The sequence below is a fragment of the Psychrilyobacter atlanticus DSM 19335 genome (genome assembly GCF_000426625.1).
GTDB classification, from domain to species: Bacteria; Fusobacteriota; Fusobacteriia; order Fusobacteriales; family Fusobacteriaceae; genus Psychrilyobacter; species Psychrilyobacter atlanticus.
Window position 1 is genome coordinate 632,010 of sequence record NZ_KE384547.1, and the last position, 21,624, is coordinate 653,633.

The following is a 21,624-nucleotide window of genomic DNA, read 5'->3' on the forward strand; positions in this document are numbered from 1 at the left end:
GATAGGGTCTGTTAAATTGTTTTATTATAGATTGAAAGACTTTTAATATTAAAATTTGTGAATATGTTTTATTTTAATTATTGAAGAGGCTAAAAAAATATGATACTATAAATCTCAGAATAATATTTAACAGGAGGAAAAATGAAAAAAATATTTATATTACTTACGGTAGTTTTTACTATACTTTTAACTGCATGTGGAGGGAAAACAGAGGAAACAAAAGACGTTAAGGCAGAAAAATCTCTTAATGTTGGAATCGTTTTATCTACAGGTGGATTAGGAGATAAGTCATTCAATGATTCAGCTTACAGAGGACTTACTATGGCAGAGGAAAAATTAGGGATTAAATTTAAATATGTCGAGCCAGCTTCTCCAGCGGAAGATACACAGTTCTTAAGAGAGTTTGCTGAAAACAACTATGATTTAGTAGTAGGTGTAGGATTCTTAATGACAGATTCACTAGAAGCAGTAGCAAAAGAATTTCCAAATGTTAAATTTGCTATGATAGAAGGAGTTATAGAAGCACCTAATGTAACTTCATTATTATTTGCAGAGGATGAAGGATCATTCTTAGTAGGAGCTTTAGCAGCTATGATGACAAAGACGGATACAATTGGGTTTGTTGGTGGAATGGAAGTACCTATAGTTAAAAATTTTCAAAGAGGATATGTGCAAGGGGCGAAATATATTAACCCTGATATTAAAATACAAACGTTATATACTACTGGACCAAATCCTTTTAACGATCCAGTTAGAGGAAAAGAAAATGCAATTGCAGAATATAATCAAGGTGCAGACGTAATTTTCCATGCAGCTGGTGGAACAGGAACTGGAGTAATCGAAGGAGCCAAGGCAATGGGGATCTATGCAATTGGTGTAGATTCAGATCAAGACTATGTAGCTCCGGGAACAGTACTTACTTCTATGACAAAAAATGTAGACCAGGCAGTTTTTGCAACAATAAAAGATGTTAAAGAAGGCATTTTTAAAGCTGGAGTAAATAGATTTGGTATAGCTAATAACGGTGTAGGAACATCTAAATTTGAGTATACTAGAGATGTTATCGGTGAAGAAAAAATACAAAAATTAGAAGAGATTAAGCAAGGTATAATTGATGGTTCAATAAAATTAAAATAACTTTTTAAAACCTAGGAGTTTTCCTAGGTTTTTTTATAGTCTAGTAAATTATACCTGCAACGTCACGTTGCTTTTTTTTATTTATAAAATGGTTTCTAATAAGTTGATTTTTTTGTTATAATTAACTTATATTTAAAAGGTATAGAATTTTATAAGGTATTTTAAAAATCAAAAATCAAAAATTAATTAAGTAATAGAAGGGATGAAAAAGTTATGTGTGATGCTATATACATTCATATTCCATTTTGTGTAAAAAAATGCGGGTATTGTGATTTTCTTTCATTTTCATGTGAGGAAAAAAGTAAGGCAGATAGGAGTGAATATGTAGAAAAATTGATAGAGGAGATAAGATTATATCCGAGCTTAAAATATGATACAGTTTATTTTGGAGGGGGAACACCATCTCTATTAGAAGTAGAAGAGATCGAAAAGATCTTAGGTGAACTATCTATAAATAGAGGGGCTGAGATCACTCTAGAAGTAAATCCACAAACAGTGGATATGCAAAAATTAGAAGGGTTCAAGAAAATAGGAATCAATAGGCTGAGTATCGGGATACAAAGTTTTAATGATGAAAAATTAAAAGTTTTAGGACGAATTCATAGTAAGGAGATAGCTTTAAAAACCTATAACGAGGCTAGAAAAGTAGGGTTTGAAAATCTTAGTATCGATCTCATCTTTGCTACACCTAATCAGACTATTGAGGAATTGGAAGAAGACTTAGATATAGTTGAAAGAATATCTCCAGAGCATATATCTATATATTCCTTAATTTGGGAGGAAGGGACAAAGTTTATGGATCTTTTGGACAGCGGAAAATTGAATCCTCTGGACAACTCCTTGGAAGCCAAGATGTATGAATTAATAATAGACAGGCTTAAAAAAATAGGATATCTTCATTATGAGATATCTAATTTTGCAAAAAAAGGATATGAGGGAAGACACAACAGTAAATATTGGAAAAATGTAGAATATATAGGAGCTGGACTGGGAGCTTCTGGATATTATAAAGGAATTAGATATAAAAATGAGATAGAACTGTCTGATTATTATAAAAAGATAGATAACACTGAAAAACCTTTAATGGAAGAAGAAGAGGTCAGTGAGAAAGATAGGATAGAAAATTATTATATTTTAGGACTCCGTCTCCTAAATGAAGGTATAGAGGCAGAAGATAATCTTTACTTTGAAAAAATAAAGGGACTGTGTAGAAAAGGATACTTAAAAAATGAGGAAGGCAGATATAAACTGACACCTAAAGGGCTTATGTTTGCAAATGATGTCTTTGTAGAGATCATGGAATAGAGGGGGATTAATGGGAATAAAAGAAAAAATTTTGGAATTGAAAAATCAGATAGAAAAATACTCACCTAATCCAGCGAAGGTAACATTACTGCCTACTACAAAATATGTAGATGCTTGTGGTGTTTTAGAGGTAGTGAAGGCAGGCTGTACAGTTGTAGGAGAAAATAGGGTACAGGCTTTGGAAGAAAAAAGAAATATTTTAGAAGATTTAGAAGCTGGAGATATAAAGTGGCATTTTATTGGTAATTTACAAAAAAATAAAGTGAAATATATTGCACCCTATATTGAAATGATCCATTCTGTTAATAAAATCTCACTTGCCAAGGAGATCGATAAGAGAGCTAAACAAAATAATAGAAGGATAAAAGTATTGTTAGAGGTAAATATATCCAAAGAGGAAAGTAAAGAGGGGTATTCAATAGAAAGACTATATGAGGAATTGCCAGATCTTTTAAAATTTGAAAATATAGAAATCTGTGGTCTTATGACTATGGCACCTTTTACTGAAGAAGAAAAAGTGGTAAGGAAGGTTTTTTCAGACCTAAAAAAACTGAAAGAAGAATTAAATGAAACACATTTTAATGGTAGCCTGATAGAGCTTTCTATGGGAATGACAAATGATTATAAGATAGCCCTTTCAGAGGGAGCAACAATACTTAGAGTTGGAAGTAAGATATTCAAGTAGGAGGAGAAATTATGGAATTATTTAAAAATTTTAAACAGGTATTAGGTTTTGAAGGGGCAGAAGAATTAAATGAAACTGAAGATGATATAATGGTTGAAATGGATGGGGAAGAAAAAGAGGAAGAGGAGTTATCAGTTCCATCTTCGCCTACAGCTACACCGAGTTTAAAGAGTAATGTATATAAAAACAGTGAAAATATAAGTGATTATCAAACTATTTTTGTCAGTCCTATTAACTTTGAAGAGTGTAAAAAAATTGCTAATTATATAAACAAAGAAAAGATTGTAACAGTAAATTTAGAGAGTTTAAGCAATGAATCAGCTCAGAGGATGTTAGATTTTTTAAGCGGAGCCATGGAAGTTAAAAAAGCCAGGTTTATAACTGTGAGTAAAAAGGTATATGTATCTGTGCCAGATGGAATAAAATCCTATGTAGAAGATGAAAATAACGAAATATTTGGATAGAAAAAAAGATTCTAACGTCTAATGAGTTAGAATCTTTTTTTATTTAAAAATATGAGAGAAAAGTTAAAAAAGGTTGCATATGGTATAGGACCATGTTATAACATATTGAAAATAATAAAAACTAATTAAAATATTGTTTTAGGAGGCATAGAAATGGACTTAAGGAAAGATCCTATACTAAAATTATTTCTAAAATATCTGCTGCCATCGGTGGCAGGGACATTGTCTGTAGGGATATTAATTTTTATAGATACTTTATTTATAGGTCGTGGTATGGGAAGTTTAGGATTGGCAGCTCTGACCACGGCAGTACCTATGTTTACTCTGTATTCATCTATAGGGTTACTGTTAGGTATGGGGGGAGCTACTGTAGGAGCAATAGAGTTAGGTCGTGGAAAAAAAGATAGTTTAAAAATAGCTTTTACCAATGCATTATTACTAGCTGTAGGATTAAGTGTTATATTGACAATAATACAGCAGTTTTTTTTGAAAGATATAGTAACTGGATTAGGGGCTACCGAAGAAATTTATGATATGGTATGGTCATATTTAAATGTGATATCACTGTTTACATGTTTTTATTTGATACCTAATGCCATGAACATATTTATCAGAAATGACAATAACCCAAATTTGGCCATGGTAGGGATGATGATTTGCGGAGTAACGAATATTGTTTTAGATTATATATTCATATTTATATTTAAATGGGGGATGCTAGGTGCAGCTACAGCTACAGGAATAGCTCAACTAACTTATACTCTGGTTTTGGCAACTCACTTTATTAGCTCTAAAAATACATTGGGGATAATAAAGGATGGGTTTAATATTAAAATATTAAAGAGGATAATAAAAATAGGATTTCCGAGTTTTATAACAGATGCATTTGGAGGAGTAGTAATTTTTTTATTGAATGGAATATTATTTAAAACCAGTGGATCTATAGGAGTTTCTGCCTACGCTATCATACTTAATATAAATTGGATGATCTATCTTTTATATTTAGGTATATCTCAAGCATCTCAGCCGATCATAAGTATAAATTATGGGAGTAATTTAAAAAGCCGTTTAAATGAGATATTGAAAATAGGAGCGACAACTTCATTTTGTCTGGGGATATTGATATATATAGGAGTTGTTTTTTATAGGGTAGAATTGGTAAGTTTGTTTGTTAATGAAAATAAGGAACTTACAGAGGTAGCAACAAATGGATTCCCGTTATTTTTTATAGCTATAATTTTTATGGGGTTCAATTTATTTATGGGAACTTATTTCCAGGCTGTGGAGCAGACAAAAGTTTCAATCTCTATAATGTTTTTGAGAGGACTTGGAGTAACTTTAATAATTCTATATCCAATGGCTAAATTCTATGGGATAGAGGGAGTTTGGTTAACTCTGCCATTTGCAGAAATAGTAACTACAGGTTTAATTATTTGGTGGATAAAGAAAAAAATGGTATAATGTTTTATTACTAATAAAGTAAAAAAACAATTTATTTAGAGGGGATAAAACTCCTTGAGCATTTTAAAAGGACGGTGGAACAAAAATGAAAGCATTGGCACTTTTTTCGGGTGGGTTAGACAGTAGTCTAGCTATTAAGTTAGTACAAAAGCAAGGGATAGAAGTTATAGCACTTAATTTCGTATCTCATTTTTTCGGTGGGAAAAACGAGAAAGCGGATAATATGGCTAAACAATTAGGAGTAAAATTAGAATATGTAGATTTTAGTGAGATTCATACAGAATTGGTTAAAAATCCTCCAAGTGGAAGAGGAAAAAATATGAATCCATGTATCGATTGTCACGCTCTTATGTTTGAAAAAGCAGGAGAATTATTAGAAAAATATGGAGCTAGTTTTTTGATTTCTGGAGAGGTTTTAGGACAGAGACCGATGTCACAAAACTTTAGTTCATTGAATAGAGTTAAAAAATTATCTGGTGTAGATTTAGGAGAGTTAATAGTAAGGCCGCTATGTGCTAAATTATTACCTATTACAAAACCAGAGGAATTAGGATGGATAGATAGAGAACAACTGATGGATATTAACGGAAGAAGTAGAAAAGCTCAACTTGAATTAGTAGAAGAGTGGGGAATTGTAGAATATCCAACTCCTGGTGGAGGATGTATGTTGACAGAACCGAATTATTCTAAAAGGTTAAGAACTTTAGAGGGTGATGGGTTTTTAGAAGATAAATATTCGTTCTTATTTCACTTAGCAAAAAGAGGAAGATTCTTTAGAGTAGAGAGCGGTAAATACTTATTTGTCGGAAGGGAAAAGGATGATAATTTCAAACTTTCTGAATATAAAAAATATGGAAGTCTTTATATTGCAGGAGCAGGAACTCCGGGACCTGCTATCGTAGGATATGGAGATCTGACTGAAGACCAGATTACTTTAGCTCAAAATTTATTTTCAAGATACTCTCAAGCTAAGGGAAAGAAAAAAATTCAAATAGTTATGAATGAAAAGATCGTAGAAGTAGAAGAGGCAGATTTAGAAAAATTAGCTGAAGATATAAAAAAATATTTAGTATTATAAGAGCAATAAGGTTATAGACAAATTGAGTCTATAACCTTATTTTTTTTAAAAAATAAAAAAATGAGGAGTCATTCATTTTTTGAATGGTGAAATTTTTATTTTGTCTAGAAAATAAGAAATTTCTAAGTTAGACCTATATGTTATATATATATAATATATGTTTTGGTGTTATTGGTATATTAAAATATACTTAAATGATTAATTTTTAGACAAAAAGTTTGGATTTAGGCGAATAATATATTAATATAAAAGTGAAAGATATATTCAATTGATGAATAATACATATAAATTTAATAGTGATAGATTGAGAGGCCTTTTTTTATGACATTTATTTTAAATAAAAAAATTGTTATGTTCCTGCGTTTAATATATTATGAGTATGATGAAAAAAAGATATAAAATATATGCGTTAAAAAGATATTAGGAGTGTGAAGTAAAAAAATGGAATTAAATGTTAAAAGACCTGTTTGGGTAGAGGTTAATTTAGATAGTTTAGGGCACAATATGAGAGAGATAAAAAAACATATAAAACCAGGAACCGAGGTTATGGCAGTAATAAAAGCTGATGCATATGGCCATGGAGCTTTGGGAGTGATAGATACATTAAAAGCAGAGAATATAAATAAATTTGCAGTGGCAGTATTGTCGGAAGCTATAGAGGTAAGGAACAAAGATAAGGATATACAGATTATATTACTGGGATATACTCCAGATGCCAACTTAGAGGAAGTAATTAAATGGGATATCACTCCTACAATATACTCCCTCAGACAAGCTAAAGTATTGGATGAATTAGCCAGACAACACGGGAAAAAAATTGCAGTACATATAAATGTAGATACTGGGATGCATAGGGTAGGATTACCTATAAAATATAGGACTGTAGAAGTAATAAAAGAGATAAGTGAGATGGATAATCTGTATTTAGAGGGAGTATACACCCATTTTGCAGTGGCTGATGAATCAGATAAATGGTATACGTTAAAACAGGTAGAGGAATTTAAGTATATAATAGAGGAATTAAAAAAATTAGGAGTAGAAATACCTATAAAACATGTGTCAAATAGTGCAGCTATATTAGATCTGCCAGAATTTAACTACGATATGGTAAGGGCAGGACTCCTCATGTATGGACATTATCCATCGGAAGTACAGGAGAAAGATAAGGTAATAGATCTGAAACAGGTGATGTCTCTGCACAGTAAGATCTACCATATAAGAACACTGGAAAAAGGAGAATCAATAAGTTATGGACTTACATATACGGTAAACAGACAATCCCGAACAGGACTAATACCTATCGGATATGCAGATGGATACAGCCGTGGACTTAGTAATAAAGGAAGAGTGATCATCAAGGGTAAAAATGCAGTAGCGAGAGTAGCTGGTGCCATCTGTATGGATAAATTTGTGGTAGATATTACAGGTTTAGATGTAGATGGAGGAGATGAAGTTATCTTATTTGGAGAAGATGAGCATAATAGAGTAACTCCAGAGGAGATAGCAAATATATTGGGGACGATAAGTTATGAAGTTTTATGTAATGTAAGTAAAAGAGTTCCTAGAGTGTATAAAAAAGATAAGAAAATTGTAGAGATAAAGGATGAGGTATTAGATAAAATAAACTTAAATTTTTAATTTTCGCCACAGGCGCTAAGGGGGGTAAAAAATGAGAAACATTAAGGTAGCAATATGGGGATTTGGAGCAATGGGAAGTGGGATGGCTAAGGCACTCCTAAATAAAAAAGGGATAGAGATTGTAGGTGTATGTGACCTTCATCCAGACAGGGTAGACAGAGAGATGCATGAAGTTTTAGGTTTAAATAAGGGGGATAGAACTCCGGTTTATATAAATGGAAACATAGATGAGGTATTGAAAGAAAAGTCTTGTGATGTGTGTCTATGTGCCACAGATTCATTTGTAAAAAAAGCATTTCCTAGATTAAAGTTAGTTTTAGAAAAAAAGATAAACGTAATATCTACAGCAGAAGAGATGTCTTATCCAAAGGCACAGAGCCCGAAAGAGGCTTTGGAATTAGATAGAATAGCTAAAGAAAACGGTGTATCCATATTGGGAACAGGAATAAATCCAGGACTTATGATGGACCTATTGGTATTAACATTAACAGGGGCTATGACAGACCTAACACACATAAAATCAGAGAGAATAAATAGTTTATCTCCATTTGGTCATGCAGTTATGGAAGAGCAGGGAGTAGGGCTTAGCAAGAGTGATTTTATAGAGCAGGATAAGGCAGGGACTTTGGCAGGACATGTTGGATTTGAAGAATCTGTAAATATGATGACAGATGCAGTAGGATGGACATTAGATGGGCCGTTAAAGACATCTATGGCTCCTATAGTTACAGACGTTCCTCGTGAAACACAGTATATCAAAGTGGATGCAGGATATGTAGCTGGATGCTCGATGTTAGGAGATGGATATGTAGATGGAGAGAAGAAAGTAGAGATGGTTCATCCGCAACAAATAGAACCACAATTAGGAGGAGTGGAAACAGGTGACTATATCACATTGACTGGAACTCCTAATGTTAATATGGCAATAACTCCTGAGATAGATGGTGGTATAGGAACTATCGCAATGTGTATCAATATGATACCGCAAATTATAAATTCTAGACCTGGATTAAAAACAATGATTGATCTGCCTATCCCTAGATGTATAGTAGGAGATTACAGAGATATGATAGAGGTAGAACTTAATTAGTTAAAAATTAAGTTCAAGAGATTATAATTTTGACCCAGATTAAAAAATTAAACTAAAATAAAGGAGTTAATGTTTTTAATCTGATTTTGTAAAATGTGATTGGGAGGGATAGTGATGATTGCTAAAAAAGGTGACTGGGTAATGGTCTATAACATAGTATTAGAGCCAAAAGACAGAGCCCCTCAAATACCAGAGGATACTAAAAAAGTTCCATTGGAGATGTGGATAAAGGGATTTTTATTGGAAGATACTAGGGTAGGAGAAGTGGCAGAAATAGAAACAATAGTGGGAAGAAAAGTTAGTGGGAAATTGGTGGAAATCCACCCTAATCATGAACACAACTATGGAAACCATGTACCTGAAATTTTACAGATAGGAAAAACCCTGAAGGAACTACTTTTTTGCGGGGAGGGGAAATAATGGATAGAAGTTATAATGCTGTGATGTCTAGAAAGACAGAGATAATGAAAAAAGCTGTAGGAATAGACTATAATACCTTTGAGAAGGAAGGTATAGAATTTGACTATGAAGCGATGATGAGAGAAGCTGGATATTCATTGGAAGAGATAAAAAAAATACAAGGTGAAACTGGAGTAGGAAATACTCCTATATATGAACTTAGAAATTTAACTGATTTAGCCAGAAAAATAGCTCCAGCTGGAAAAGGAGCCAGAATTTTCTTAAAAGATGAGGCATCTAATCCCTCTGGAAGTTTTAAGGCTAGACGTGCTGCTACAGCAGTATATCATGCCAAAAAGCTGGGATATAAAGGAGTTATTGCTGCAACTTCTGGAAACTATGGAGCGGCAGTAGCATCTCAGGCAGCGATGTTGGGATTAAAATGTATAATAGTACAAGAGTGCTATGACAGTAATGGAAAAGGCCAGCCTGAAATTGTAGAAAAAGCCAGAAAGTGTGAGGCATATGGAGCTGAGGTAGTTCAATTGACTGTAGGGCCTGAACTATTTTATTCATTCTTAAATTTGTTGGAAGAAACAGGATACTTTAATGCTTCCCTTTATACACCTTTTGGTATTGCAGGGGTTGAGACTTTAGGTTCAGAGTTAGTGGAGCAGATAGTTGAAAAAACCGGTAAACAACCTGATGTAGTGGTATGTACCAATGCAGGAGGAGGGAACCTTACAGGAACTGCTCGTGGGATTATAAAAGCAGGGGCAAAAGGTATAAAAGTAGTAGGAGCAAGTGTAAATTTAAAGGGACTGCACATGGCATCGGACAGTGATTTTAATAAGAAATCATTTACAACTGGACATACTGGATTTGGAATACCATTTACAACTAATCCAGACAGATCAGATGTTCCTAGGTCGGCAGCGAGACCCCTTAGATATATGGATCGATATGTAACGATAACTCAGGGAGAAGTATTTTATATGACAGAATCTCTGGCTCAGTTAGAGGGACTAGAAAGAGGTCCAGCAGGAAATACATCTCTGGCAGCAGCTTTTTCCATAGCCCAAGAGATGGATAAAGATCAGATAATAGTAGTACAGGAAACAGAATATACAGGTGCTGGGAAGCATATTCAACCACAGTTATCCTTTGCAAGGGATAATGGAATAGATCTACATTTTGGTAACCCAAGAGATGAAGTTCCTGGGAAGAGTATAATATTACCGGAACACCCAAAAATGATAAAAGCTATTGATTTAGATATGGATAAGATAAGAAAATCGTATATAAAAAATATGGTTAACAAAAAATCTGACAGCAGACAATTTACTGATGAAGAACTGAGCTATATTGCCCTTGAGACAAACTTAACAGTAGAAGAAGTAAAAGGAAGATTAAAATAAAAACTATGTAAAAGAAGAAGATAAAGAAAATTCTGATAGCAGTGAATTTACTGCTGACGAACTCAATTATATTGCTCTTGAGACCAAAATGACAATAAATAAAAAAATTAAGGAGCTGAATATTTTGAAAACAAAAATAATAGGGGTACCATTAAATTTCGGAGCCAACAGGTGTGGTTTAGAATTTAGTATAAATAACTTTATAGATAAATATCCAAAATATAAAGATAAGATAGAAGTTTTAGAGGTAGAGAGACAGGAAGAAGATTTTTCCATAAAGGGAGCTAAATACCTGAATACAGTAGCAAAAACCTGTGAAGATTTAGCAGTAAAGGTAAATAAGACATTAAAAGATGGGAATTTTCCCATTAGTCTGGGAGGAGATCACGCTATAGCTATAGGAAGTATAGCTGGGGTGGCTAAGGAAAAAGAGATTGGTATATTATGGATGGATGCTCATGGAGACATGAATACCCCTGAGATAAGTGGGTCGGGGCATATACATGGGATGCCGTTAGCTACCTCTGTAGGACACGGACATTCTAAATTGATAGATTGTTTTTATAATGGAACTAAGGTAAAGAAAGAAGACGTAATCTTATTTGGAACCAGAGATATAGATGAAAGGGAACAAAAATTGATCGATGAATTAGGGATTAAAAATTATACCTGGAAGATGATAGCAGAGATGGGATTTGAAAAAGCATTAGGTGAGGTAAAAGAATTTTTTAAAGGTAGAAACCTACATATCAGTTTTGACCTGGATGGGATAGATCCTGCAGAGATTACAGCTGTTGGGACACCTGTTGTAGGAGGACTCAGCCGTGAAATGGGGAAGATCTTGATATCGGAGATGATAGATACGGCATCTGTAACATCTATAGATATAGTGGAATATAATCCAATATATGAAAAAGAGTCAGAAACTTCTGAATATGTAGATGAATTGCTCCAATTAATAGAAAAAAAGATAAATTAAATCTAAAATAATAGATGTAATAGAGGTAGTTTAGATGGCTATCTTTATAGTTTAACCATAGCAATTAGGGGGGATAAGATGAAAGGATATTTAAAAAGAGAAGATGATTTCTCCACAAGAAGAAAACATCTGCATAATTTAACAGATGAAGAGTTAAAAAATAAATTTTGGGAGTTAGCAGAAAAATTAGTGGACCCAATGTTAGACCTGGCTAAAACCCATACTACACCATCAATTGAGAGATCAGTACTTCTCAGAATGGGGTTTTCAAGCATAGAAGCTAAGCCTTTGGTAGACGGAGCAATAGATAGAGGACTTATAGGAAAGGGTGTAGGTCACTTAGTATATAAAATATCAGAGGAAAAAAATATCTCTATTCGGCAGGCAGGGGAAGAGATGATAGAGGGAAACCACTGGGATACCCTTATGGAAATCTTTAAGGGAGGTAAAAAATAATGAAAAAATTAATACCAACTGAAAAAATGGACATAAGAGAAATATTAAATGATCTTGAAAACTATAGACCCAAGAGAAGAGGCTGGACTTGGAGAAAGAAGGTAGAAAATTTAAAGATGGGAGCATTTGAATTTACTGACTGCTCAGAACCATTAAAAAATTCTATTGGAATCCCAGCAGCTAGATATTTTGATAATTTAGACCCGCAACCTGCAGAAGTAATCACAACAGAGATCGCATCAGGAAGATTTGAAGATGATATCAGAAGGATGAGGATGGCAGCATGGCATGGGGCGGATCACCTTATGGTAATTAGAACAGCTGGACAATCACATTTTGATGGTCTGATAGAGGGGACACCACAAGGGATTGGAGGAGTACCTATTACCAGAAAACAAATAAGAGCACAGAGAAAAGCTTGTGATTTGATAGAGGAAGAGGTAGGAAGACCAATAAATTATCATTCATATGTATCAGGAGTAGCAGGACCTGACGTAGCAGTAATGTTTGCAGAAGAGGGAGTAAACGGAGCCCATCAGGATCCTCAATACAATGTACTCTATAGAAATATAAATATGGTAAGATCATTTATAGATGCAGCAGAATCAAAAAAAATAATGGGTTGGGCTGAGATGGCTCAAATAGATGGAGCACATAATGCCAATGCAACTGCTAGAGATGCATGGAAAGTAATGCCGGAACTTATGGTTCAGCATGGATTAAATTCTATATTTTCTTACAAATCAGGGATAAAGAAAGAGAATATATGTCTTTCTACAGTGCCTCCTACAGCAGCACCGGCACCATCTATGAAATTTGACCTGCCATATGCAGTAGCTCTGAGAGATCTATTTACAGAGTATAAGATGAGAGCTCAGATGAATACAAAATATATCACTTCATCGTCTAGAGAAGCTACAGTAACTCATGTAATGAATATGATGATCTCTAGATTGACAAGTGCAGATATTCAGTCTACAATCACACCTGATGAAGGTAGAAATGTACCTTGGCACGTGTATAATATAGAGGCCTGTGATACAGCTAAGCAAACTTTAGTAGGACTAGATGGATTACTCGAGATGGTAGAAGTAAGAAAAGACGGATACCTTCCAAAAATGGTAAGAGAATTAAAAGAAAGAGCTGTACTATATCTAGAAGAGATGATGGAAACAGGTGGATATTTTGAAGCTGTAGAGAAGGGATTCTTTGTAGATTCTGGTAATTATCCTGAAAAAAATGGTGATGGAATAGGTAGAAAAAAAGATGGCGGAGTAGGAGCTGGAAGAGTATTTGCAAGAGATGAAGACTATATGGCACCTGTAACAGGCCATTTTGGGAATAATAATATAGATCAATATGGAGCTAAAAACCCAGCTGATCTAATTGGTGGATCTACATTTGAAGATCCAGATAAGATAGTATATATCGATGAATTAGACGATGTAGATAACGTAAATGTAAGGATGGCAGAAAATGAGGAATATAGATCTACATCTAAGATCAAACCAGAGGTAGAATGGCTAGCTGACGGTACTGTGCAGATAGAGTTATTCCTGCCTACAAGTCAAAGAATAGCAGAATTTGCAGCCGTTGAATTTGCTAAAAAGATGAATTTAGCAAATCCAGAGGTAATTCATTCTGAAGTTATGCATATAAGTGAGGGAACTAGGATTCAGGTCAAAGGAAAGGTTGAATTTGATCTAGATATAGATAGTTTAGTAATCCCACCTGAACCTGAAGTTATGACAGATGATGAGATTAGAGGATTAGTAGAAAAATATGATATGAAGATAGTGGCAGGAACTGTAGGAGAGGATGAGCATTCAGTTGGACTCCGTGAAGTTATAGATATAAAACATGGAGGAGTGGAAAAATTTGGAATGGAAGTTGAATATTTAGGAACTTCTGTACCTTGTGAGAAACTAATTGATGCAGCTGTAGAACTAAATGCAGATGTAGTGTTAGCCTCTACAATCATCTCCCATGATGATGTTCACTATAAGAATATGAAAAAATTACATGAATTAGCCATTGAGAAAGGTATCAGAGATAAGATAATCATCTGTGCTGGTGGTACTCAGGTAACTCCTGAAATAGCTAGAAAAAATGGGATGGATGAAGGGTTCTCAAAAAATGACAGGGGAGTAAATGTAGCTTCATTCCTGGTAAAAAGAAAGAAAGAGATGATGGAAAAATAGAATTACTTTTCTAAATATATGTTTTACCCTTCATAGGAGGGGGCCTGTGGCAGTAGTTTTAAGGTAAGGATTACTGCCTGGGTTTCTTTCTTTGAGGTTCCCATTTTAAGTTGAGTATTTAATACATTTAATTTGATATTCCATGAATATATCATAAAAGAAAGAGGGTAGAGGAGCAGAGATATGAAAATAGATGTTTTGGTAGCAGAGATAGGAAGTACTACAACAGTTGTCAATGCCTTTGGAAATTTAAATGGAGAAAACCCAAAGTTTATAGGGCAGGGGCAGGCTCCTACCACGGTAGATCAAGGGGATGTGAATCTAGGTCTTATGGATGCTACATATGATTTGGAGGAAAAACTGGGAATTAAAGAGTTGGAATATGATGAGTTTTTAGCTACAAGTAGTGCAGCAGGGGGCTTGAAGATGACTGTTCATGGATTGGTATATGATATGACAGCTAAAGCGGCAAAGGAAGCAGCCCTTGGAGCAGGAGCAAATATTCATATGGTAACATCGGGAAAACTGAGAAGAACAGATTTAAAGGAGATAGAAAAAATAAGACCTAATATAATTTTACTCGCTGGAGGAGTGGATTATGGTGAGCGGGATACAGCTCTATATAATGCAGAACTTCTAGCTAAACTTGATTTGGATATACCTATAATCTATGCAGGAAATATCCAAAATTGTGAGGAGATAAAATTAATATTTGAGGACTATGGGAAAGAAAAACTTTTAAAAATAGTGGAAAATGTATATCCCAAGATAGATCGATTAAATGTAGAGCCTGTAAGACGTGTAATTCAAGATGTTTTTGAAGAGCATATAATCCATGCTCCAGGGATGGAAAAGGTAAGAGATGTAGTGAGCGGGCCTATAGTACCTACCCCGGGAGCTGTAATGGAATCCTCTAAGATCTTAAAAGAAGTTATAGGAGATTTGGTTACTATAGATGTGGGAGGAGCGACTACAGATATCCACTCGGTAACTGATGGCAGTGAGGAGATAACGAGTATTTTAATCTCTCCAGAACCTGTAGCCAAAAGAACTGTAGAGGGTGATTTAGGGGTCTATGTAAATATGAGGAATATAGTTGAGATAGTCGGGGAAAAAAACTTAGCTAAGGAGTTATCTGTAGAGGAAGAGGAATTGACAGAGCATCTTTTGAATTTCCCACCTATTCCTAAAAGTGAAATGGAGATAAAGACAGTGGAGATCTTGACAGAAAAAGCAGTGATTATGTCGGTTCATCGACATGCCGGTGGATATAGACACCTCTTTGGTGAAACTAAAAAAACTTTGGCTGAAGGTAAAGATCTGACCAGTATTAAATGGATAATAGGGACTGGAGGAGCATTAACCCGTATACCTAACAGGATAGAGATCTTAAAAAAAATAGCCATGAGTAATAAGGGAGATAAACTCCTACCTACGCCAGAGGCAAAAATATTGATAGATAATGATTATATTATGGCTTCTTTGGGAGTCCTTTCAAAATATAATAAAGAATCAGCAGTTAGATTGCTGAAAAAAAGTTTAAAAATAGAGGAGGTGGAAACTTTATGACTGAATACCCAAGAGTAGTAGTAGATCTAAGTAAGATCGGAGAAAATGTAAAATTTTTGACAAAAAAATGCAAGGAATCCCAGATAGATGTAGTGGGAGTAACCAAGGTTTTTTCAGGGAGTATAGAGATAGCTAAGGTATTGGTAGAGGGAGGAGTAAGATATTTAGGAGATTCCAGGGTGGAAAATTTAAAAAAATATGAAAACCTGGACGTTCCCAAGATAATGATTCGTCTGCCAATGAGATCTCAGATAAAAGAGGTGATAAAACACGTAGATATAAGTTTAAACAGTGAAATATCTACTATAGCTCTTTTAAATGAAGAGGCCGGCAAACAATATAGAGTCCATAGAATCATCCTGATGCTTGAATTAGGAGATCTTCGAGAGGGGATCCTACCAGAAGATGTAGAGAGGTATATGGAACAAATAAATTCTATGAAAAATATTAAATTAGAGGGAATAGGTGTGAATTTAACGTGTTACGGAGGTATTATTCCCAGTTTCGATAATTTAGGGGAATTAGAAAAAGTTTCGGATTTAATAGAGGAAAAATATAATTTAAAGCTAAATATTATATCAGGGGGGAATTCTAGTAGTTTGGATCTATTGTGGAAAAACAACATGCCTCCTAAAATAAATAACTTAAGGCTGGGGGAATCACTTATCTTTGGTCGAGAAACGGCTTATGGAAAAGATCTCGAAGGCTGTTTCTATGACAGTGTAAAATTAGAGGTAGAAATAATAGAGTTAAAGGAAAAACAATCTTATCCAGTTGGGGAAATTGGGCTCAATGCTTTTGGAGAAAAACCTGTATTTGTAGACAGAGGAAAGAGAAAAAGGGCTATTTTAGCTATCGGAAAACAAGATGTAGACCAGTCTAATTTAGAACCGATGGATGAAAAGTTAATAATATTAGGTGCCAGCAGTGATCATTTGGTGTTGGATGTAACTGATTCAAAAAAGGAATACAAGGTAGGAGATATAGTGGAATTTAAGCTGGATTATGGGTCTCTTTTACAGTTAACAACATCACCTTATGTAAAAAAGGTATTTGATTAAATTTGACAAAGTTAATAAATTATTATAGAATAACTCTCAGAAAAGAAAAATTTAGATAGAGGTTGCAAATATTAAAGAGTAATTTTAGGCTAGTTATGACAAGCTTTGACCCTAAAATGAAAGGTAAATTTGCCGAAATGCGAAGAAGAAAGTCAGGATTCTTTGTATTGGGATTATGGAGAATACCCATAAGACTGTCACCATATAAAATTGGTGATGTGCTATTAAATGATTTTGAGCATAGACCTTATTTAAGTTTTATTGTTGGAGTTATTGGTAGTGTTATCGATAGCTCTTTTTTGTTACTTATAAAAAAAACAGGAGGGAATTGATTATGGGGAGTAAGATGAAAAAGGAAACGACATTTATGTACGCACTGATACCGTTGTTATTTTTAATAGGAAGTTTATTTTATGCAATTCAAATTGCACATATTGACGTGCACATACCTATCTTAGTATCGGCATTTTTTGCAGCTGGAGTAGCTATATTTGGTTTAAATTACACATGGAATGAGATAGAAGCAGGAATGGTTGAAACTATCAAGATGGCTTTAGGTGCAATCATAATTCTTATGATAATCGGAATGGTAGTAGGAACTTGGATTCAATCTGGTGTAGTACCAACTATGATATTTTATGGATTAAAGATATTGTCACCTGGAATATTTTTACCGGCAACAGTTATCATATGTGCTATTGTATCGGTAGCGACAGGTTCATCATGGACAACAGCAGCAACAGTAGGTATAGCACTTATTGGTGTAGGAGAGGGACTTGGAATACCTAGAAATATAGTAGCCGGTGCGATTATTTCCGGAGCATATATGGGGGATAAATTATCACCATTATCAGATACAACAAATTTAGCACCAGCAATGGCAGGAGCTACATTATTTGAGCATATTAAGCATATGTTATATACAACAGTACCTAGTTTCATTATCTCTATAATTTTATTCGGATTTATTGGAAGTAAATATACAGGGGCTGCGTTGAACACAGGGATGATTGATGGAATATTAACTACTCTAAATGGAAACTTTAATATTAGCCCGTTACTATTATTAGTACCAGTTATTGTTATCGGGGCAGTAATAATGAAAGTTCCTGCAATACCTGGATTATTCGGTGGAGCTATCCTAGGTGGAATAGCAGCAATGGTCTTCCAGGGAGCATCATTAGGATCGGTATTCTCAACTTTACACTATGGTTATTCAGCTGAATCGGGATTACCAATGGTAGACGATCTATTAAATAGAGGGGGATTAGACTCTATGATGTGGACTGTTTCATTGATTCTTTGTGCTATGATCTTAGGTGGAATAATGGAAAAAACACAAATGTTAGCAACTTTAGCAATGAAGATTTTATCTGTGGCACACTCTACTGGAAACTTAATCTTAGTAACTATATTGACACCGATTTTTGTAAACTCAATAGCGGGAGATCAATATCTTTCAATAGTTGTACCAGGAAGAATGTTTAAGGATGCATATACAGAGAAAGGTTTACATCCTAAAAATCTTTCGAGATCATTAGAGGATGCAGGAACACTGACATCACCATTAATTCCTTGGAACACATGTGGGGCGTACATGATAGCTACTTTAGGGCTGGCACCATGGACTTATGTTCCGTATTGTTTCTTAAACTTAATAAATCCAATTATAGCTATAATTTATGGATATACAGGATTTTCAATTGAAAAGATAGAAAAGGAAAAAGTAGAAGTAGAAGCATAAAAAAAGTAAAAATCCCTCCTAATTTTAGGAGGGATTTTTACTTTAAAGAATATGATATAATATCTATATTATAATTTTTAGGAGTGGTCAAATGAATCAGGTGATTTTAAGTTTATATTTTTTCTTAGTTATCTTTATAGGATATAGTTCTTACAAAAAAATTAAGGGATCAAAAGACTATTTTATAGCTGGAAAAGATGCTGGTGTGAAAGAAATTGCGGGAAGTCTCTTGGCTACAGTATTAGGAAGTTCAGCGATTATAGGAAGCGTTAATTTTTCCTATGCCAATGGATGGGCTGGCTCTTGGTTTATGCTCTGTGCAGCTTTAGGTCTTTTAGGTCTCCTACCCTTGGTAGACAGGTTAAAAAAATATAAGAGTTATAATTTACCGGAACTAATGGGAGAGTTTTACGGGAATGAGGTAAAGGTTCTTTCATCTATTATCATCCCTATTGCATGGATAGGCATAGTCGCAGCTCAGATAATGGGTTCAGCTAAGATAATCTCTATATTTGTGGATATGAACTACTCTACTGCAGTTATTATAAGTGGTCTGGTATTTATTGCCTATACATTTTTAGGGGGTCAATTATCCATTATAAAAACAGATTTTATCCAGTTTTTATTTATAATAGCCGGAGTTATTCTTTGTTTTACCTATATCTTAAAAGGTGGAGGAGATATAGTCGGGGTGGGACTGATCAATGAAAAATTTGGTTATTTAGATCTTTTTATTATGATTCTAACCTACTCATCTACTTTTTTAGTGGGACCGGATATCTATTCTAGGATATTTTGTGCCAGGGATGAAAAAACGGCTAAACAGGCTATAAAATTATCCATTGTAATTTTAATTCCACTAGGATTTATTTTAGCAGGGATAGGAGTTTATGTGAGTTCAAATTACGGGGTAGATATAGTAAAGGGATCTGTACTGATGTTTTTAGCAGACAGAGTATTGCCACAGCCAATAGTAATCTTACTTTACTTCGGATTATTGTCGGCAGTTATTTCCTCAGCGGATACTACCTTACTTACTGCTTCCTCTACTTTTGCCCAGATCTTTATGAAGGATTTAAGGGAGGAACAAGCTATAAAATTAACCAGAGTATTTATTCTTATTTTCGGTGGATTTTCTATACTGGTGGCATTGAAGTTTACCTTTATATTATCCACACTGCTACTTGCTCTAGCGGTCTATTCAGGAGCTTTTATAGTACCGTGTTTGGCAGGGATTTTAGGGTACAGGTGTAAAAAAAATTATGCTGTATCAGGGATTTTATTGGGTGGAGGTTTAGCTCTCTATGGTAAATTAACTGGAGGAGTACCAGGAAATCTCATAATTATTTTTTCATTCTTGGTGAACTTTATAATCTTGGTATTGGGAAGGCCTAGAGAGGTTAGAATAAAAAAATAAAAACTAAAATTTTAAAAATTAAGTTAAAAAAAGGCTCCTCCACTTAGAATTATCTAAATGAAGGAGGCTTTTTGTTTATTTTACTATAATTTCTTTTACCCTTCCAACTTGTCCATCTGTAAGCCTTACCTTTATCCCATGAGGGTGAAACTTACTGTTAGTCAGAAGATCCTGTACTGTTCCGTAAGTTAATTTACCACTTCTCTGATCATTTTTTAAAACGATTGCTACCTCTATACCAGGTTTTATGTCACTTCTATTTCTTCCATCCATTGTAATAACTCCTTCTATATATATGATTTTGTTTCAAAGAATTTTACCATGAAAATAACGACTTTTAAAGTCGATTGTTATTTTATATCTTTTATGAGCTCAAATCCAGTGATATTTTTTATTCCTAAACCAGGTTCATTGGATAAGGTTATCTCAGGTCCATCCATGAGAATCCCTCCATCTAATGGATTTTCACTGCAGAGAGCCGGACCGTCTAAATCTATCCGGGTTATAATAGAACTCTTTGCTGCTGCCAAATGAGCTGCCGCTGTAACACTTATTCCTGCTTCTAACATACATCCGATCATACATGGAATATTATAGATCTCACAGATATTAATTATTTTTAAAGCATTTGATATTCCACCAGTTTTCATCAATTTAATATTGATAATATCAGCAGCTTCTCGAATGATTACTTCTATTGCGTCTTTAGGTGAAAAGATAGATTCATCTGCCAAAATTGGGGATAAGACCTCAGATGTAACCTTTATCATTCCATGGATATCGTCAGCTTTTACAGGTTGTTCTACAAAATCCAAGACAATCCCATATTCCTCGATTTTCTTGATGGCATAGATTGATTCCTTTGCACTCCATCCCTGATTTGCATCTAACCGCAATTTTATATCGGATCCTACTGCTTCATAGATAGATTTTATCCTATAAATATCTTCTTCAATATTTTTACCCACCTTGATCTTTAACTCATCAAAGCCATTTTCTACAGCTTTGAGGCTGTCGGCTACCATCTTTTCAACGCTGTCTACACTGATGGTTAGATCGGTTTTCAAATGGTTAAGACCTCCTCCTAGGACTTTATATAGAGGTTTATTCATAGATTGTGCAAACAGGTCATAGAGGGCTATCTCTAGAGCTGCCTTTGCACTGGTATTTTTAAGTATTGTCTTCTGTACAATGTCTATCAGGTCATTAAAACCTTCAATATTTTTCCCTATTAATTGTTTTCCTATTAAAGTTACGGCTCCGATTATAGAATCGTGGGTATCACCTGTAATAACAGCAGTTGGAGGAGCTTCCCCAAATCCACTATTTCCTGTATCAGTTTCTATAATTATAACTATATCTTCTACACTTTCCACCGTTCGAAGTGCTGTTTTAAACGGTGTAATCAGTGGAACTTTGATCTTTCCAACTTGTATTTTTTCTATGATCATAATATACTCCTCCCTTTGATAACCCTTGTTAGAAGTTTACCACAAAATCAGGTGTTTTATAGAGGAAAGAT

19 protein-coding genes and 1 riboswitch are annotated in these 21,624 nt (G+C 34.3%); of the genes, 17 read left to right on the plus strand and 2 right to left on the minus strand.

Going from position 1 to position 21,624, the window contains the following annotated elements; genetic code table 11:
• Positions 1-141 precede the first annotated feature (141 nt).
• The 17 genes from K337_RS0103470 (at position 142) to K337_RS0103555 (ending at position 20,102) form a co-directional block, all read left to right on the plus strand.
• Positions 142-1,137 carry a BMP family lipoprotein gene (locus tag K337_RS0103470; RefSeq protein ID WP_028855363.1) on the plus strand — a complete coding sequence of 332 codons (996 nt, stop codon included), beginning with the start codon at positions 142-144 and terminating at the stop codon, positions 1,135-1,137.
• A 213-nt stretch (positions 1,138-1,350) separates the two neighbouring features.
• The gene (gene hemW, locus K337_RS0103475) at positions 1,351-2,442 is read left to right on the plus strand and encodes a radical SAM family heme chaperone HemW (RefSeq protein WP_028855364.1); all 1,092 of its coding nucleotides are present in this window, start codon (positions 1,351-1,353) and stop codon (positions 2,440-2,442) included.
• Positions 2,443-2,452: 10 nt separating this feature from the next.
• On the plus strand, positions 2,453-3,127 hold the full coding sequence (locus tag K337_RS0103480; protein WP_028855365.1) for a YggS family pyridoxal phosphate-dependent enzyme: 675 nt from the start codon (positions 2,453-2,455) through the stop codon (positions 3,125-3,127).
• 11 nt (positions 3,128-3,138) lie between these two features.
• Positions 3,139-3,591: a cell division protein SepF gene (locus K337_RS17570; protein ID WP_051251587.1), complete on the plus strand. Its 453-nt coding sequence runs from the start codon at positions 3,139-3,141 to the stop codon at positions 3,589-3,591.
• Positions 3,592-3,744: 153 nt separating this feature from the next.
• Entirely contained in the window at positions 3,745-5,052 is a 1,308-nt protein-coding gene (locus tag K337_RS17575) for an MATE family efflux transporter (RefSeq protein ID WP_037029149.1), read from the plus strand.
• An 85-nt stretch (positions 5,053-5,137) separates the two neighbouring features.
• Positions 5,138-6,130, plus strand: coding sequence for a 7-cyano-7-deazaguanine synthase (locus K337_RS0103495; protein WP_028855366.1), 993 nt, complete (start codon positions 5,138-5,140; stop codon positions 6,128-6,130).
• A gap of 441 nt (positions 6,131-6,571) precedes the next feature.
• Entirely contained in the window at positions 6,572-7,768 is a 1,197-nt protein-coding gene (gene alr, locus K337_RS0103500; protein ID WP_028855367.1) for an alanine racemase, read from the plus strand.
• Between the two features lie 31 nt (positions 7,769-7,799).
• The gene (ord, locus tag K337_RS0103505; RefSeq protein WP_028855368.1) at positions 7,800-8,858 is read left to right on the plus strand and encodes a 2,4-diaminopentanoate dehydrogenase; all 1,059 of its coding nucleotides are present in this window, start codon (positions 7,800-7,802) and stop codon (positions 8,856-8,858) included.
• 114 nt (positions 8,859-8,972) lie between these two features.
• Positions 8,973-9,278 carry a 2-amino-4-oxopentanoate thiolase subunit OrtA gene (gene ortA / locus K337_RS0103510; protein WP_028855369.1) on the plus strand — a complete coding sequence of 102 codons (306 nt, stop codon included), beginning with the start codon at positions 8,973-8,975 and terminating at the stop codon, positions 9,276-9,278.
• A complete protein-coding gene (gene ortB, locus K337_RS0103515; protein ID WP_037029151.1) occupies positions 9,278-10,675 on the plus strand; it encodes a 2-amino-4-oxopentanoate thiolase subunit OrtB in 1,398 nt (465 codons plus the stop codon). Before ortA ends, ortB begins: the two co-directional genes overlap by 1 nt.
• 124 nt (positions 10,676-10,799) lie before the next feature.
• Positions 10,800-11,654, plus strand: a complete 855-nt coding sequence (locus tag K337_RS17580; protein ID WP_169712875.1) for an arginase — start codon at positions 10,800-10,802, stop codon at positions 11,652-11,654.
• 78 nt (positions 11,655-11,732) lie between these two features.
• The gene (locus K337_RS0103525; RefSeq protein ID WP_028855371.1) at positions 11,733-12,110 is read left to right on the plus strand and encodes an ornithine aminomutase subunit alpha; all 378 of its coding nucleotides are present in this window, start codon (positions 11,733-11,735) and stop codon (positions 12,108-12,110) included.
• The gene (oraE, locus tag K337_RS0103530) at positions 12,110-14,311 is read left to right on the plus strand and encodes a D-ornithine 4,5-aminomutase subunit OraE (RefSeq protein ID WP_028855372.1); all 2,202 of its coding nucleotides are present in this window, start codon (positions 12,110-12,112) and stop codon (positions 14,309-14,311) included. The genes K337_RS0103525 and oraE overlap by 1 nt, the downstream gene beginning before the upstream one ends.
• A gap of 183 nt (positions 14,312-14,494) precedes the next feature.
• Positions 14,495-15,880, plus strand: a complete 1,386-nt coding sequence (locus tag K337_RS0103535; protein WP_028855373.1) for a GlmL-related ornithine degradation protein — start codon at positions 14,495-14,497, stop codon at positions 15,878-15,880.
• Entirely contained in the window at positions 15,877-16,941 is a 1,065-nt protein-coding gene (gene orr / locus K337_RS0103540) for an ornithine racemase Orr (RefSeq protein WP_028855374.1), read from the plus strand. Before K337_RS0103535 ends, orr begins: the two co-directional genes overlap by 4 nt.
• A gap of 48 nt (positions 16,942-16,989) precedes the next feature.
• Positions 16,990-17,173: riboswitch (Lysine riboswitch) on the plus strand.
• A 102-nt stretch (positions 17,174-17,275) separates the two neighbouring features.
• The gene (gene nhaC, locus K337_RS0103550; RefSeq protein ID WP_156877303.1) at positions 17,276-18,685 is read left to right on the plus strand and encodes a Na+/H+ antiporter NhaC; all 1,410 of its coding nucleotides are present in this window, start codon (positions 17,276-17,278) and stop codon (positions 18,683-18,685) included.
• Positions 18,686-18,776: 91 nt separating this feature from the next.
• Complete coding sequence (locus tag K337_RS0103555; protein WP_028855377.1) at positions 18,777-20,102, plus strand: sodium:solute symporter family protein; 1,326 nt, start codon at positions 18,777-18,779, stop codon at positions 20,100-20,102.
• A gap of 75 nt (positions 20,103-20,177) precedes the next feature.
• On the opposite strand, the gene K337_RS0103560 is transcribed toward K337_RS0103555, so the two are convergent.
• Together K337_RS0103560 and K337_RS0103565 are read right to left on the minus strand one after the other, a co-directional pair.
• Positions 20,178-20,375 carry a YwbE family protein gene (locus K337_RS0103560; protein ID WP_028855378.1) on the minus strand — a complete coding sequence of 66 codons (198 nt, stop codon included), beginning with the start codon at positions 20,373-20,375 and terminating at the stop codon, positions 20,178-20,180.
• A gap of 77 nt (positions 20,376-20,452) precedes the next feature.
• Positions 20,453-21,553 (minus strand): dipeptide epimerase, encoded by a 1,101-nt coding sequence (locus K337_RS0103565; RefSeq protein WP_028855379.1) that lies wholly within the window; start codon positions 21,551-21,553, stop codon positions 20,453-20,455.
• Positions 21,554-21,624 lie beyond the last annotated feature (71 nt).

Excerpts from the sequence above, each read along its gene's own strand:
- nhaC (WP_156877303.1), top strand. The coding sequence starts at position 17,276 with ATGGGGAGTAAGATGAAAAAGGAAACGACATTTATGTACGCACTGATA.
- K337_RS0103565 (WP_028855379.1), bottom strand. The coding sequence starts at position 21,553 with ATGATCATAGAAAAAATACAAGTTGGAAAGATCAAAGTTCCACTGATT.
- K337_RS0103480 (WP_028855365.1), top strand. The coding sequence starts at position 2,453 with ATGGGAATAAAAGAAAAAATTTTGGAATTGAAAAATCAGATAGAAAAA.
- orr (WP_028855374.1), top strand. The coding sequence starts at position 15,877 with ATGACTGAATACCCAAGAGTAGTAGTAGATCTAAGTAAGATCGGAGAA.
- K337_RS17570 (WP_051251587.1), top strand. The coding sequence starts at position 3,139 with ATGGAATTATTTAAAAATTTTAAACAGGTATTAGGTTTTGAAGGGGCA.
- ortA (WP_028855369.1), top strand. The coding sequence starts at position 8,973 with ATGATTGCTAAAAAAGGTGACTGGGTAATGGTCTATAACATAGTATTA.
- hemW (WP_028855364.1), top strand. The coding sequence starts at position 1,351 with ATGTGTGATGCTATATACATTCATATTCCATTTTGTGTAAAAAAATGC.
- oraE (WP_028855372.1), top strand. The coding sequence starts at position 12,110 with ATGAAAAAATTAATACCAACTGAAAAAATGGACATAAGAGAAATATTA.
- K337_RS0103525 (WP_028855371.1), top strand. The coding sequence starts at position 11,733 with ATGAAAGGATATTTAAAAAGAGAAGATGATTTCTCCACAAGAAGAAAA.
- K337_RS0103560 (WP_028855378.1), bottom strand. The coding sequence starts at position 20,375 with ATGGATGGAAGAAATAGAAGTGACATAAAACCTGGTATAGAGGTAGCA.
- alr (WP_028855367.1), top strand. The coding sequence starts at position 6,572 with ATGGAATTAAATGTTAAAAGACCTGTTTGGGTAGAGGTTAATTTAGAT.
- K337_RS0103470 (WP_028855363.1), top strand. The coding sequence starts at position 142 with ATGAAAAAAATATTTATATTACTTACGGTAGTTTTTACTATACTTTTA.
- ortB (WP_037029151.1), top strand. The coding sequence starts at position 9,278 with ATGGATAGAAGTTATAATGCTGTGATGTCTAGAAAGACAGAGATAATG.
- K337_RS0103555 (WP_028855377.1), top strand. The coding sequence starts at position 18,777 with ATGAATCAGGTGATTTTAAGTTTATATTTTTTCTTAGTTATCTTTATA.
- K337_RS0103495 (WP_028855366.1), top strand. The coding sequence starts at position 5,138 with ATGAAAGCATTGGCACTTTTTTCGGGTGGGTTAGACAGTAGTCTAGCT.
- K337_RS0103535 (WP_028855373.1), top strand. The coding sequence starts at position 14,495 with ATGAAAATAGATGTTTTGGTAGCAGAGATAGGAAGTACTACAACAGTT.
- K337_RS17575 (WP_037029149.1), top strand. The coding sequence starts at position 3,745 with ATGGACTTAAGGAAAGATCCTATACTAAAATTATTTCTAAAATATCTG.
- ord (WP_028855368.1), top strand. The coding sequence starts at position 7,800 with ATGAGAAACATTAAGGTAGCAATATGGGGATTTGGAGCAATGGGAAGT.